General features: G+C 58.9%; 13 protein-coding genes. 3 read left to right on the top strand and 10 right to left on the bottom strand.

Annotation, left to right across the window (positions count from 1 at the left end):
* Positions 1 to 84: 84 nt before the first annotated feature.
* The 3 genes from ACKI1H_RS20665 to ACKI1H_RS20655 all read right to left on the bottom strand — a co-directional run bounded on the left by ACKI1H_RS20665 (position 85) and on the right by ACKI1H_RS20655 (position 2,342).
* On the bottom strand, positions 85 to 993 hold the full coding sequence (locus ACKI1H_RS20665) for an acetoacetate decarboxylase (RefSeq protein ID WP_440466149.1): 909 nt from the start codon (positions 991 to 993) through the stop codon (positions 85 to 87).
* A gap of 127 nt (positions 994 to 1,120) precedes the next feature.
* Positions 1,121 to 1,804 (bottom strand): type 1 glutamine amidotransferase domain-containing protein, encoded by a 684-nt coding sequence (locus ACKI1H_RS20660; RefSeq protein WP_440466148.1) that lies wholly within the window; start codon positions 1,802 to 1,804, stop codon positions 1,121 to 1,123.
* 106 nt (positions 1,805 to 1,910) lie between these two features.
* Complete coding sequence (locus ACKI1H_RS20655) at positions 1,911 to 2,342, bottom strand: nuclear transport factor 2 family protein (RefSeq protein ID WP_440466147.1); 432 nt, start codon at positions 2,340 to 2,342, stop codon at positions 1,911 to 1,913.
* A 103-nt stretch (positions 2,343 to 2,445) separates the two neighbouring features.
* Here ACKI1H_RS20655 and ACKI1H_RS20650 point away from each other — a divergent pair, with 103 nt between their 5' ends.
* Entirely contained in the window at positions 2,446 to 3,417 is a 972-nt protein-coding gene (locus ACKI1H_RS20650; protein ID WP_440466146.1) for a LysR substrate-binding domain-containing protein, read from the top strand.
* Positions 3,418 to 3,441: 24 nt separating this feature from the next.
* Here the strand turns inward: ACKI1H_RS20650 and hemB are convergent, their stop codons facing one another.
* The 7 genes from hemB to ACKI1H_RS20615 all read right to left on the bottom strand — a co-directional run bounded on the left by hemB (position 3,442) and on the right by ACKI1H_RS20615 (position 9,591).
* Positions 3,442 to 4,416 (bottom strand): porphobilinogen synthase, encoded by a 975-nt coding sequence (gene hemB, locus ACKI1H_RS20645; protein ID WP_440466145.1) that lies wholly within the window; start codon positions 4,414 to 4,416, stop codon positions 3,442 to 3,444.
* A 191-nt stretch (positions 4,417 to 4,607) separates the two neighbouring features.
* Positions 4,608 to 5,381: an SDR family oxidoreductase gene (locus ACKI1H_RS20640; protein ID WP_440466144.1), complete on the bottom strand. Its 774-nt coding sequence runs from the start codon at positions 5,379 to 5,381 to the stop codon at positions 4,608 to 4,610.
* An 8-nt stretch (positions 5,382 to 5,389) separates the two neighbouring features.
* Positions 5,390 to 5,710, bottom strand: coding sequence for a LuxR C-terminal-related transcriptional regulator (locus ACKI1H_RS20635; protein ID WP_440466143.1), 321 nt, complete (start codon positions 5,708 to 5,710; stop codon positions 5,390 to 5,392).
* Entirely contained in the window at positions 5,707 to 6,099 is a 393-nt protein-coding gene (locus ACKI1H_RS20630) for a hypothetical protein (RefSeq protein WP_440466142.1), read from the bottom strand. The genes ACKI1H_RS20635 and ACKI1H_RS20630 overlap by 4 nt, the downstream gene beginning before the upstream one ends.
* On the bottom strand, positions 6,096 to 6,974 hold the full coding sequence (hchA, locus tag ACKI1H_RS20625; protein ID WP_440466141.1) for a glyoxalase III HchA: 879 nt from the start codon (positions 6,972 to 6,974) through the stop codon (positions 6,096 to 6,098). Before hchA ends, ACKI1H_RS20630 begins: the two co-directional genes overlap by 4 nt.
* A gap of 404 nt (positions 6,975 to 7,378) precedes the next feature.
* Positions 7,379 to 8,533: an alkane 1-monooxygenase gene (locus tag ACKI1H_RS20620; protein ID WP_440466140.1), complete on the bottom strand. Its 1,155-nt coding sequence runs from the start codon at positions 8,531 to 8,533 to the stop codon at positions 7,379 to 7,381.
* 14 nt (positions 8,534 to 8,547) lie between these two features.
* Positions 8,548 to 9,591 carry a 2Fe-2S iron-sulfur cluster-binding protein gene (locus tag ACKI1H_RS20615; RefSeq protein ID WP_440466139.1) on the bottom strand — a complete coding sequence of 348 codons (1,044 nt, stop codon included), beginning with the start codon at positions 9,589 to 9,591 and terminating at the stop codon, positions 8,548 to 8,550.
* Between the two features lie 143 nt (positions 9,592 to 9,734).
* Between ACKI1H_RS20615 and ACKI1H_RS20610 the strand changes: the two genes are divergently transcribed.
* Positions 9,735 to 10,778 (top strand): AraC family transcriptional regulator, encoded by a 1,044-nt coding sequence (locus tag ACKI1H_RS20610; RefSeq protein WP_440466138.1) that lies wholly within the window; start codon positions 9,735 to 9,737, stop codon positions 10,776 to 10,778.
* Positions 10,779 to 11,026: 248 nt separating this feature from the next.
* Positions 11,027 to 12,820: an AMP-binding protein gene (locus tag ACKI1H_RS20605; RefSeq protein ID WP_440466137.1), complete on the top strand. Its 1,794-nt coding sequence runs from the start codon at positions 11,027 to 11,029 to the stop codon at positions 12,818 to 12,820.
* The last annotated feature ends 328 nt before the right edge of the window (positions 12,821 to 13,148 follow it).

Genomic DNA, 13,148 nt, shown 5'->3' with positions numbered 1-13,148 from the left:
ATGGAGCAAAAGCACGGCGGCTCCTTCCGAAATGAGAGGGGCCACCGTGCCGGCAGGTCAATTCCGACCTCTTATGGAACAGGTCTAGGATTGCTTGAGGTAGTCGTGAACGACCTTGCCCGGCGCGAGCAGGAAGTTTCCCAGTGTATGGCGCACGGAAACGATCTCGCGAACCGGCAGCGTGGAAATCGGCACTGCTTCGTGATCGAAGAGGTCCAGACTGGCTGCTCCCGTCCAGGCTTCCTTGAGTTCGACAGTCGAGTACTCGAATCTGACCAACTCTGCTATTCGTGGGGTCTTGCCATCGACATCCGGAATGATCTTGAGGACGACCCCTGGCACCTGCATCGATTTTGTCGCTTCGGCCAGATCCACTTCCTTGAACTTGTACGCCATGCTGGCCCGGGCAACCAGGCTGCCGTCGTACTCAAGTGTTCCCACGTAGGACTCGTTGTTCTGCCCAACACGAGGGTGTCCGAACTTCTTCGGCAAGCCCCAGACCTCTCGCCCAAGCATTATCGCCGTGACGTTCTCGGCGACCATCAATGGCCTGAAACTGACGGCCTCGTCCCCCAGGAAGCATGAGATACCCTGGGCGAACTCGTAGTAATCACCAATGCCCGGCGCCACCATCCAGAGGAAGGAAAGGCTGACAATGGGGTCCTTCACCACGAGGGGTTCAGGCACGATAGCTCGCGCCGCTTCGAGGTCCGTTCGATAACTGATGGTGAGCGACGGGCGATCCAGGAACCAACTCGGAGGCTGCGCATACGCAGGGGAGACAAGTGGCATAGCGTAAGCCTTCTGGAGAACGCTTTCGGGGGTCAGTGGAACACTGGCGGATGAGTTGGGTAGGTAAAGGCCGCCGCTGCTGCGGCTGGCTGATGGCGTGTCGCTCAGCGTCCGAGCAAGCAATGGCGTGGAGGCTGCCGCAAGGCCAATGCCGGCAGTTAGGAGGAGTTTTCTGCGCGATAGATCGATGGGGCAGCTCATAGCCGCTTCTCCTGGCGTGCGGGCGGAATGAGCAGGCCTTGTGGGCCTGCATTTTTGCTTCACCGAAACGGTAAAATCCGGCTGCCCGAACCCTTGCGTGGAGGCGTTACAAGCAGCCGGGACTGCACTAGCCAGCCAGTTCCTGCAGCACTCGCTCAGCAACCACGGCCCCAGAGGCTGGGTTCTGCCCCGTGATGACGCGCTGATCGACTACAGCGAAGGACTGCCAGGGCTCAGCCGCCTTCTTGTAGATGGCGCCTCGTTTCACCATCTCGTCTTCGGTCAGATAAGGTACGTACTTGTCGAGCTCCGCCAGCTTCTCCTCGGTGTTCGAGAAGCCGGTGACTTCCTTGCCCTTGATCAGCAGGGAACCATCGGACAGCTTGATGTTCAGCAGCCCGACCGCACCATGGCAAACCGAGGAGACGATGCCGCCCTTCTCGTAGATGCGACGGCTGAGCGCCTGCAGCTCTTCGTTGTCTGGGAAGTCCCAAACCACACCGTGTCCGCCTGCGTAGTAGATCACCGAGTAATCGTCCGCGTTGATCTCACTGGGCTTGAGCGTGGCGCCCAGGCGAGCCATGAAGGCAGGGTCCTGATACCACTGCCAGTCAGTCTCATCGGCCATGGCAAGGCTATGGGGATCGATTGGGGTATAGCCACCCAGCGGACTGACATAATCCACCTGGTAGCCAGCGGCCTCCACTTTCTTCACGAAGTGAACCGCCTCGCCCAGCCAGAGGCCCGTGGCGCGCGCCAGGTTCGGATATTTCGGGAAGCTGGTCAGTACCACCAGCATTTTCTTTTTCACATCACACCTCGTCTTTTTTCAGGTTGCAGGAATCCCGGCGGTCATAGGAAAGAACCGCCTGATGGTTGTCTGATAGGTAGAACTGCTTCGCAGCGCGAGAGCGGCGCTAGGTGCTGCTGTCCAGGCTGCTTCTGCCTAGGGACTGGAACCACTGCGCGTTATCCCAGTAGGCCTTCATCGACTGGATCAAGCCGTCGTCTCCCACCTTGATGATGAAGACGTGGGGCAGGTCGAAATGCCGACCGAGATTCCTGATCCCGAAGGCGTCCTTCGCCTGGGTACCGCTAATGGTTACTTCAAGGACTGCTACGTGTGCCGTGGCATCGAAGTAACTGGCGCTCACCTGGTTGCCGAGATCCGGAAACGCATCGATCAGCGCGCCCCAGACACTCGAGCCGGCAGTGCTGGCCGGCCCCGCCAGCCCAATGGGCAGATAGTCGATCTGTCCGTCCGCTGAAAAGCACGCCAGCATCCCATCGAGATCATGGGCGCGATAGCGTGAAAAAAACTGTTGCGCGAGCTCCAGAGCTGTTTTCAACTTTCTTACCTCCCCGAATGTGCAATTACCTTAATCCGGAGGCCTCCGATGTCGAAAGATCGCGGCCCGGAAATGATCATTTCATTTATGGAACACCTGTTCGATGTATGACCTGAACGAACTTTACCTGTATGCCCAGATTGTCGAGCATCAGGGTATTGGCGCAGCCAGTGAGGCGCTCGGCATTCCGAAGTCGAAGCTGAGCAGGCATCTCTCCACACTGGAGGAGCGTCTGGGAGTCCGCTTGATCAACAGATCAACGCGCCAGTTCGCGGTGTCCGATCTCGGCATGGAGTACTACCAGCAATGCCTGGCGATGCTGTCAGCGGCAGAAACCGCGCAATCGGTCATCGAACACAACACCATGACTCCACGCGGGGTGGTCCGTATTTCCTGCCCCACCGCGCTGCTGAACTTCCTCGTGGCCGGAATGATTGCGCGCTTCATGCAGCGCTATCCCGAAGTGGAAGTGCATATCGACAGCACCAACCGCGTAGTCGACCCATTGCGGGAAGGCGTTGACGTTGCCCTGCGGGTTGGCTTCCCGCCTTTCGAGGACAGCGGCCTCACAATGAAGGTCCTTTCGCAAAGCCCCCAGGAGCTGGTGGCAAGCCCTCGGCTTCTGGAAAGCCTGGGGCCAGCCAATACTCTCGCCGACCTGCAGCGCTACCCCAGCCTCAACAAGGGGCCCTATGCACGCCAGTATGTCTGGAACATGCAGGGGCCCGATGGGGTGCAGGCGACGGTGCAACATACGCCCCGGCTGGTGACCGACGACATGATCACCCTGCGGCGAGTGGCGCTTGAGGACGGGGGAATTGTGCAGTTGCCAAAGTTGGTGGTCTTCAAGGACCTGCGCAACGGCGTGCTGGCTCCCGTTCTGGACGGTTGGAAACCATTGGGAGGGGTTGTTCACGCAGTCTTTCCCTCACGGCGGGGACTCATGCCTGCCGTGAGGAGACTACTGGATTTTCTGGCCGGAAGCTTTGGCGAGCTGGACTTCGAAAACCTTTCGCAAGGCTATGCCTCGCGAGGTGATGAAGACGCCTGCTTCCTGTATGACTCTGGCGTATAGCGGCCCATCCTGTTTCCGGAAAGATCAGATTCCGTCACGCGCCAGGTCCATCGCAAAGTACGTGAGAATCAGGTCAGCACCCGCGCGCTTGATGGCGCCGATGCTTTCCCGCGCCACCCGTCCTTCATCAATGGCACCGGCTAGGCCGGCGAACTTGATCATCGCGTACTCGCCACTGACCTGATAAGCCGCCAATGGCAGGCGCGAGGCGGCGCGTATATCGGCGATCACATCGAGATAAGCTCCCGCCGGCTTGACCATCAGCGCGTCCGCTCCTTCCTGCTCATCGAGCAATGATTCGCGAACCGCCTCGCGACGATTCATGGGATTCATCTGGTAGGCCTTGCGATCCCCCTTCAGAGCAGTGCCACCGGCCTCTCGGAATGGTCCATAAAGCGACGACGCGAATTTGGTCGAGTAGGCCATGATCGCGGTATCGTGGAAGCCCGCTGCGTCCAGTGCCCCGCGAATCGCCAGTACCTGACCATCCATGGCCGCAGAGGGAGCAATAAAGTCAGCTCCCGCGGCGGCAGCGATGACGGCTTGCTTGCCCAGATTGATCAGCGTGGCGTCATTGTCCACGGCGCGGCCGTGCAGAACGCCACAATGGCCATGACTGGTGTACTCGCAGAAACAGGTGTCGGACATGACCACCATTTCCGGCACGGCGTCCTTGCAGGTCCGCGCCATACGTGCCACCAAACCGTTTTCGCTCCAGGTGTCGGAGCCGACATCGTCCAGATGGTGTGATACCCCAAAAGTCATTACCGATCTGATGCCGGCGCGGGCATAGCGCTCAATCTCGCGGGCGAGCATCTTCTCGGGGATACGGTTCACTCCGGGCATGCTGCTGATGGGGACGAAGTCATCGATGCCCTCCTCTACAAATATCGGCAGAATCAGATCATCCAGACGAAACTCGGTTTCCTGGAACAGAGTGCGCAGAGACTCATTCTGGCGCAGACGACGAGGCCGGACGGCAGGGAAAAGATTCGACATTGGAATTCCAGACGGTTTTTCTGCGCGCAACCATATGGCAGTCGCGCGGGGCTGGAAAGACTCAGTGGTGAGAAAGACATTTGCAGCGAGGGCAAAGGGCTCACAGAAGATCACCGCGCCGGGACTGGTCTTCGCGCGGGGTTGGGCCTGCCAAGCAATGGCGACTCAGCCTCCCACTCAGGCGCACTGGTTCAGGCCTCCCGGGTCCAGATCTCCAATTGCTCCTGCTTGACCATCTCCATGGCGCTTGCCGGCCGTACGGTGCGGTACGCAGGTTTCTGTGCTGCTATCACTTCCACTATGGCTTGGATCATCTCCGCTGGATCATGCTGACGATTGAGCTCACGCACCGGCCAGTGCTGGACAACCCGTTCTCCCTGGTGCCACCACTGATCCATGCTCTCCATTCCCGTATCGTTGAAGCCGGTGCGATAGGCACCTGGATTGATGGTTACGACTTCAACTCCATAGGGTTTGAGCTCCTCGTGCATGGCGGAGCAGATGCCTTCCACCGCGTGCTTGGAGGCGGCATAGGCTCCATCGAACGGCACCTTGACCAGACCGGCCACGGAAGAGGTCCAGACAATCCGGCCTCCGCCCCGCTTCACCATGTTGCGGGCAAAGCCTTGCGCCAGTTCGAGCGCTGCAAATACGTTGGTTTCGAAGACCGAGCGAAATACCGTCATGGGAATCTCGACAATGGGTCCAGACTCCATGATGCCTGCATTGTTGAAGAGGACATCGATCTCTAGTGCCAGTGCATTGCGGCGGTCAATCTCGTTCAGGACATCGAGCTTCATGACCTGCATCTCGAGTCCGTCTTGCCTTGCGGCGTTGCGCAGCTCCCAGACCTGGGGCCAGATCTGGCACCCGGCGATCACCTGGTAGCCCCGCGCCGAAAGCTCCCATGCCACGCCTCGCCCGAAGCCTGTGGCGGCTCCGGTTATCAGCACACACTTGCTCATCCTGCCTCCTAGCCCTCCAGATCGCCGTTGCGCATGGCAACGGTGATGGCCTGGGCTGTCGTTGCAACGCCAAGACGGCGACGCGCCGACCGCAAATGGTTTTCCACCGTACGCTCCGACAGACCGAGCGTTGCGGCGATTTCTGCTTGACGCCGGCCCGCTGCAGTCCACGCCAGGACTTCGCGCTCACGCTCGGAAAGTTTTCTGTATACCTCGCCCACTGGCGCCTCCAGCAGCCGGCGAGCGGAGAAGAACGCCGCCGTGGCCACGATGCTCAGCGCCAGGCGAACCCGGGGAGTTGCATCCACCCGCTCCCCGCCAAGGCTCATGGCGCCTTCAAGCCCCAATGGACCGATTGCAATCCATGAACGCCGGGGCCCACCGGGGTGCGAACCACCCGGTAAAGCTCTCCGCCGTTGCCCTTCACCTTGCTCCAGTAAAAGGGCTCACGAGCCTCGATAATATGGCGCTTGACCGGACAGCGTCGGATATAGGTATCGGCGTCGACCGTATGCTCGTCGCCGAACCAGTTGCCCTCTACCCAGTAGATGCGTTCGATCACTTCGTCGCGTGCCGATGTGGCGGAAAACAGGACGAAGCGGTCGTAACCAAACGGCGTGGCAAAGGTGCGAACCGACTCCTGGATCACCGAAAGCGTTTGAGCACTCTCGATCGCAAGGACGGCTCGAAATGCCGCCTCGGCCACGTTCTGAGTCACCCCGCCGCCACCTCTTTCAGCAACGCGGCGGCCGCCAGCTTGCCCAGAGAGTTGCCCGCGAGCGGGCTGTCGCCCGTCAGCAGCTTCCGGTCCTGGTGGGTTGCACCCGAGATGTCCTTGTTGATGATCTCAAGGCCCAGCGCCTTCAGTTCTTCACCGAATTTCCAGGTCAGATGGCCAGGCATGTAACCGATGTCAGGCGTCTTCGCGTCCAGGTCATCGGGAAACGCGCAGATCTTGTAGCCGTTGTAGATGCAGGTGTCCCGGTTTTCACCGATGCCTGCTGCGAGCAGAGCTGCGGGGCCATGACAAAGAGAGATCACGAACTTGTCGTTGGCAGCAGCCCACTGAAGGACCTTCTTCACATCTTCGCTCTCGGGCAGGCCTATCAAGGCCCCGTGCCCGCCCGGAATGAACACGCCGATATAGTCGGAGTCTTCGCCCAGCTTCTGCTCGATCACATCGGCCAGCTTGAGTGGAGTCTTGAACTGATCGCGATACTTGGCGTATTGCCCTTTCACCTCGGCATCTTCGGAGGGCATGGCCCAGAACTCGAATTTCACGGGGTTTCCGGACAGGGTTGCGATGTTGAAGGCAAAACCGGCCTTATCCAAGTGGTACATCGGCAACAGTGTTTCTACGGGGTGGTTTCCCGTGGAAAACATGGTGCCGTTGTCCGTCAGCAGGTAGCGCTCATCGGCCCCGATCATCAGAACCTTCCAACGCCCACCGCGATAGGGATTCGGATAGTCGGCGCCACTGAGGTCTGATTTGGGCGACGTGAACTGGCTGAGAGAGTACGGCGAAGGGAAAAAGGCATTGTCCTCGGCCGGGTCAGGGGTCGGGCGCTTGTCGTCAGTCTGTACGGTAGCCATGGTTTTTCTCCGTCGATCGGGTCGATTACCTGGGGCAATACTAGGAAGGCGTCAAGCCGCCAGGCAATGAGGGATTTCCCTCAACGAACTGCGCTGAGCACGTGAGGCCAACGCCAATCTCAACTGCAATCAGTGAGTCTAGTCGAACAGGAACTCCGTTTTTCCGATCCCGGACTAACGATCATTTCGGCTCTGGAACGCGGAGGTAGACCGTGGTGTGGACCATGAGAGCGGCTCACCTCATTCGAACATTCGCCAAATTCAGGACAGCACCCTTTTCACCTTGAGCATTGTGTTACCTCTCGTACGTACTTGGTTTCCGCTCCTGACTGCGCGCATGCGCATAGCCAGAAGCAGATATTGAAGATTGAGTCCCGCGATCCGTAGCTGCGTCTGTACCCAAGTCAATTCATTGCTGGAATGCCACTGCGCTTGTTGGCTTCGGCAGCAAGCTTCCGCTCTTCCTCATTGGCGAATTCGCGATCCCACGCCAGCACCTTGGGGGTCATCAGGTGGTGCCAAAGCGGCGGGATCATCGCCACCAGGATGGTGGTCAGGTAGCCGCCAATCATCATGGGGGCATTCTGGAAGGGTTTGAGATCCTGATAGGGGACCTCACCTTGCGCATGGTGATGGGAGTGGCGTGTCAAGTTGAACATGGTCCACGAGCTGATGCGTCGATTGGTGTTCCAGGAATGACGCGGCTGCACCGGCGTAGCCGGATTACGGACCATGCCGTAGTGCTCCATGTAGTTGACGATCTCCAGCAACGCCTTACCCCACAGCGCACAGGCGACGAAGAACAGCGCGGCTTGCGATCCGCCCAGGCCATAGGCGGCAGCGACCAGCATGAGGCTCATTGCATGACCGCGCAGCATCGCGTTATACCAGCCATACAGGCTCTGCCCTTTACGCGCGAGTCGCCGCTTCTCGATTTTCCAGGCGCTGATATTGCCTTTTACGGTCGAAGCCAGCACGTGGAAGTAGACATTGCGCCCACGTGGCGCAGTGGCCGGATCCTCGGTGGTCGAGACATACCGGTGATGGCCATAGACATGCTCGATGGAAAAGACGGTGTCGAAGCTGAATGCCAGCAACCAGCGCCCGATCAGCATGGAAACCGGGTCCCAGGTTCGATGGGTCAGTTCATGTGCGGTGATGGTGCCGATCATTCCAATCATCAAGCCGGTCAGCAGCCATGCGGAAACATGATGGCCAACAAAAGTGGTGTCACGGGCGGCAATTAGGTCATGGCCAGTGAGGTGAGTCAGGGCGCCCCCGAAGCCCAGCACGTCGCCATCACTGACGCTCCAGACCGCCGAGAACACAATGAAGCCAAGCAGCGGAAGGGCCAACCAGAGCTGGACGGTGAGTATGCCCGGGTACTTGAATCGAGGCGTGCTGGTATCGTCCCCCGCCACCGCGTCGCCGATCAGGTAGAACGCCAGCACGGCAAGCAGCCCGTAGGTGACCCAGGCGCCGCCGGCAAGCAAGGAAGCTGCAGCCAATAGGCCGATGACATGAAACAGGAAGTACTTCAGGTAATGCAGCACGTTCATGATGTTGTCTCTTGTTATTGGCAGATAGCGGCGGTTGCCGCCGAGTCCCGAACGGTGGTGAAGCGATCCGCGTGAATGTTGCTTCGGTCCACACCAAGGCTGCGCAGCAAGGCCGTGGCGCTGTCGATCATGGCGGGAGGGCCGCATAGGTAAGCCTGCGTGCCCAGCCCGAGCAGCGCCGGTATGTGCGCGGTGACCAGCCCACGTGCGCCATCCCAAGAGGAGTCGCCCGCGATTTCGGAAAGCACCGGGAGGAAGCGAAAGTCACCGTTCCATCGCGCGGCGATGGCGGCGATTTCATCCAGCGCATACAGGTCGTGCTCGCGGCGGGCGCCAAACAGCAAGGTGGTTGGGCGTTCGACGCCACGGTCAGCGGCGTCCCGGAGAATCGCCAGCAACGGGGCAAGGCCACTGCCACCTGCGATCAGCAACAGGGGCGCAGGCGATGGACGAAGATGGAATTCGCCCAGCGGCCCGGCTAGCGTTAGTCCCTCCCCCAGGAGAAGTTGATCATTGACTAGGCTCGTAAAAGCGCCACCTGGCACTCTGCGGATGAAGAAGCTGACCTTGGCATCCGGCTGAGCTGGCGTGGCAAAGGAAAACGCGCGGGAACAGTTCGACAAAGCGTCAAGTGCAAGCTCTGCGTATTGACCTGTCCTGTAAGAAATCCTGTCCTCGAGCTGGACAACCAGCCGGGTGATGTCAGGCGTCAGCTTGTCCTGCCCGACGATCTTTCCGCGCACTCGGCGTAGGGTCTTCTGGCGCTCGAAGTCAACCGCGATTTTCACCTCGCCTCGCGGAACGCTCTGGCAGGCCAATATGTACCCTTGATGGAGCTCGTCATCCGTGAGGATGTAGCTGGTCTCGGTCAGTTCACGCACCTGCCCCGCGAGCAATCGGCACTTGCAGGTGGCGCAGCCTCCCACCCGGCAGCTGTGTGGGAAGTCGATGCCCTCGCGCAAGGCTGCTTGCAGCAGCGTTTCTTTCGGATTCACCGAGATGTCGATTTCATTGATCTGCGCGCGGGTTGGGCGAGATCTGGCAAGGAATGGAAACATCTGTCCTCCTGTTCTGGTTATTAGGATCGGGACAACTGAATCCTATGGACGCATCACAGACGGATGAGAGGGCCTGAGTTGACAATACGGGGGTCATTAATTGACATTCTGTGGGCCGCCGTCCATCACGGAACCGAACGCGCATGCCTGATTTCCTGCTTCCCGTTCAGTACTTGCGTCAGATCGCCGAGCAGCTCCGGGTCATGGGGGCCTCCCCCGGCGAATGGCTCGCCCATTGCGGAGTCGGCCCACAGCAACTCGATGACCCGGAGTACCAGCCCGGCATCAAGCTATTCACCCAGCTCATCGAGCAGGCGCTGACGCTGAGCCATGAGCCGGCATTCGGCCTGCTGATTGGTGAGCGGCTGGTGGTTGGAACGCACGGCGCATTGGGTTTCGCCGCACTGCAAGGAGGGTCGTTGCGGCAAGTCATCCAGTTGCTGGAGCGCTACCTCGCTGTGCGCATCACCCTGGTTCGGGTGCAGCTCGAACAGGACGAAGCTGCGGAACTGGAACACCTCCGCTTCGTGGCGGCGCATCCTCTCGACACGATTGAGCAAACGGTAGTGGAAGCCGTGATGCTGGCTGTGAAGAATATTTTCGATGCCCTCACCCCCGGTAGCCCCCCAATCAGCCGAATCAGCTTCCCATTCCCCACGCCGTCATACGTCGATCTGGCCACCGACATGTTCGGCTGTCCTGTCGTTTACGAGCAGCCTTGGGCGGCGTACACATTCAGCTCGTCGATATTGGACACACCACTTCGCACGGCCGATCCCGAGGCTTTCCGTGAGGCAGAATTAATCTGCCAGCGCGAACTCAAGAAGCTCGGTGAAAAGAGCTCACTTGCTAACCGTGTCCGGCGACTCATGCTGGAACGACAAAGCAGTTTCCCCACTCTGATTGCCACGGCACGCCTGCTCTACATGACACCGCGTACATTGCATCGACACCTGCTGGTTGAGGGCACCAGCTTCAAGCAACTACTTAGGGAAGTGCGCCATTCGCTAGCCATAGAGCACCTCAAATCTGGAAGGCTCTCCGTGGAGGAGATCGCCCGGGCGCTTGGCTACAGCGATGTGGCGAATTTCAGACGAGCTTTTCGAGATTGGGAGGGCGTTCCCCCCTCAGAGTATATTGGCTCGCGTGTCTCTGGCCACAAGGCTAAACAGCAGCCATCCGCTTGATGGTTATGGAGTCAATCGACGAACGCAACACACACCTCGCGGCAGCGAGATCGACGCGGCGAACGGTCGCTTCCAATAGGCTGCTATCGGCTGTGGATTCAACCGGTCGCGGCAGTCTGCAACCGGCCAGAAGCCGACGCTCAGCTTACCGTTGCGGCAAGCAATCACCCATGATTAACAAATGTTAATGAGCCATAGAAACCAGCGGAGCATCATCCGCGCTTTCTGCCGTAACGAAGCTCATAACAATGACAAATCCATCTCCTCAAACTGTCTACGAACTCCTTGTTGCTGCGACGCAACAAGCTCCCCAGGCACTTGCTCTGGCCTTCATCGATGATCTAGATGAGGTCGCTCTTTCGTATCGCCTGAGTCATGAGCAACTGCTTAGCAAGATACATAAGACGGTGCAAATGATGAGGAAACTCACGGGCAAATCGCGCCCCGTGGTTTCGCTTTTGTTGCCAAACATTCCTCAAGCCCAAACGCTTCTCTGGGCCGCCGAAACTGCTGGCGTAGCTAACCCACTCAATCCTCTCTTGAATGAGGAAGCATTGCTCCAGCTGATGTCGAAGGCCCAGACGGATATTGTTTTCGCTCTAGGCCCTCTGCACGGCAGTGAGCTTTGGGATAAGGCTGTGAGCGTTGCTAGTCGGCTACCCAACAGGCCCCTTTGTGTATCCGTCTTCAGCCCTGCTGGAGCGATGCACTACGACTCCGAGGTAAATCGCTACAAAGACGTTCCCCTCGTAGGGGAGGACGCTCCTACGCCAAAGGATATCGCCGCTTACTTCCACACCGGAGGTACAACGGGAACTCCGAAGCTGGCGTGTCACACGCATGAAAATCAGACCACTGCTGCTATGGCAGTGATACGCAGCATGCAACTCACGGGCGCCGATATCGCCATCAATGGTCTGCCAATCTTTCATGTCGCAGGGGCCATCGTTAATAGCCTGGCGGTTCTCGGTGCCGGGGGACAACTCGTTCTTCCCACCGTGTCCGGCTTCCGCAACCCTGAGGTAATTCGCCAACACTGGCGCCTTATCCAGACTCTGCGCGTCACGATCAGCAGCGGGATTCCTACGTCAATGGCCTCAATGCTTGATGCCCCGCTTGAGGGGGCAGATATCAGCAGCCTTCGATTCCTCCTGACAGGTGGAGCACCAGTGCCGCTCAAGCTCCATGAATTGGCCTTGGAGAAGCTGGATCGTCAGCTTTATCAGGCGTACGGCATGACTGAGTCGAGCGGCGTGATCGCTTTGCCAAACCTGGCCATACCAGCGGTTTGGGGCAGTGTTGGGCATGTGTCCTCACCTGTTGAGGTCTCCATCGAGTCGGGCCAAATCTGCGTGCGCAGCCCGATGGTTTTCCCCGGTTACCTTGGTCTTGACTCGCCTGTCACGCCAGATGGCTGGCTCAAAACAGGAGACCTTGGGCACTTGGATGAGGCGGGAAATCTCTTCATCACCGGGCGCGCCAAAGACCTCATTATCCGTAGCGGGCATAACATCGATCCGGCCCTAATTGAGGGATGCCTGGAGGAGCACCCGGCTGTAAGCATGGCAGCCGCAGTTGGCATGCCTGACGAATATGCAGGCGAGCTGCCGGTAGTTTTTGTGCAGCTGCGAGAGGGTATGAGTGTTAGCAGGGACGACCTACAGGCTTACGCGATGGAGCACATCGCAGAGAGGCCCGCATGCCCGAAGAAGATCATCATTCTCGACGCTCTACCGGTCACCGCCGTAGGGAAGGTTTTTAAGCCGAAGCTACGAGAGATTGCCACGGATCTCTTACTGGAAGTACGCGACGGGTCCAGCGCCTTGAAGGCATCGAACCACTTGCGCAGCATCGACCTCGATCGCGTCGTCTTGCCGGTATTCTCCAGCATCCAATCCCAGCAGAGCGGATGCGCGTGTGGCGCCGGGGTAAACTTGACCCGCTGGAGGTCAACCAGGCCATCTGCATGTTCGACAACGATGTCATCTAGTCCCGTCGGCGCGACGACCTCGTCATCGCACTCAAATTTCACCCGGGTGTAACGAGCCGGCGCGTCAAGCCAGTCGCAGAGAATTCTGAGGCCTTGTCGGTTCTGGTAGATGTAACCGGCGGCGGTGATCGCGGTGTTCTTGATTCCTTCAGACATGGGTGAACTCACAGGACACTATTGGACCGCGCCGCGAACTCGGCGATGTAGCAAAAGACAACGATACGTGGCTTGCCTGTTTACCACTGGGAAGCGCAAGACCAGCATTTGCTCCACGGGCATGACGCCTAACGTCCCCCTCAGATGCCCGCGATTATGCTCCGTCATCAAGGTCTTCTCGCCCCCACTTTCGTCTATCTCCAAATCACGCATCCAACTCGGGC

It is taken from the genome of Pseudomonas sp. YH-1, from assembly GCF_051990045.1.
Taxonomy (GTDB): domain Bacteria; phylum Pseudomonadota; class Gammaproteobacteria; order Pseudomonadales; family Pseudomonadaceae; genus Pseudomonas; species Pseudomonas nicosulfuronedens.
The sequence above is the reverse complement of the archived record's forward strand: the minus strand, read 5'-3'. Positions and strand labels throughout refer to the sequence as shown.

Coding starts and splice junctions, on each gene's coding strand:
- ACKI1H_RS20620 (WP_440466140.1), bottom strand. CDS start 8,533: ATGAACGTGCTGCATTACCTGAAGTACTTCCTGTTTCATGTCATCGGC.
- ACKI1H_RS20650 (WP_440466146.1), top strand. CDS start 2,446: ATGTATGACCTGAACGAACTTTACCTGTATGCCCAGATTGTCGAGCAT.
- hemB (WP_440466145.1), bottom strand. CDS start 4,416: ATGTCGAATCTTTTCCCTGCCGTCCGGCCTCGTCGTCTGCGCCAGAAT.
- ACKI1H_RS20665 (WP_440466149.1), bottom strand. CDS start 993: ATGAGCTGCCCCATCGATCTATCGCGCAGAAAACTCCTCCTAACTGCC.
- hchA (WP_440466141.1), bottom strand. CDS start 6,974: ATGGCTACCGTACAGACTGACGACAAGCGCCCGACCCCTGACCCGGCC.
- ACKI1H_RS20635 (WP_440466143.1), bottom strand. CDS start 5,710: ATGAGCCTTGGCGGGGAGCGGGTGGATGCAACTCCCCGGGTTCGCCTG.
- ACKI1H_RS20640 (WP_440466144.1), bottom strand. CDS start 5,381: ATGAGCAAGTGTGTGCTGATAACCGGAGCCGCCACAGGCTTCGGGCGA.
- ACKI1H_RS20610 (WP_440466138.1), top strand. CDS start 9,735: ATGCCTGATTTCCTGCTTCCCGTTCAGTACTTGCGTCAGATCGCCGAG.
- ACKI1H_RS20605 (WP_440466137.1), top strand. CDS start 11,027: ATGACAAATCCATCTCCTCAAACTGTCTACGAACTCCTTGTTGCTGCG.
- ACKI1H_RS20615 (WP_440466139.1), bottom strand. CDS start 9,591: ATGTTTCCATTCCTTGCCAGATCTCGCCCAACCCGCGCGCAGATCAAT.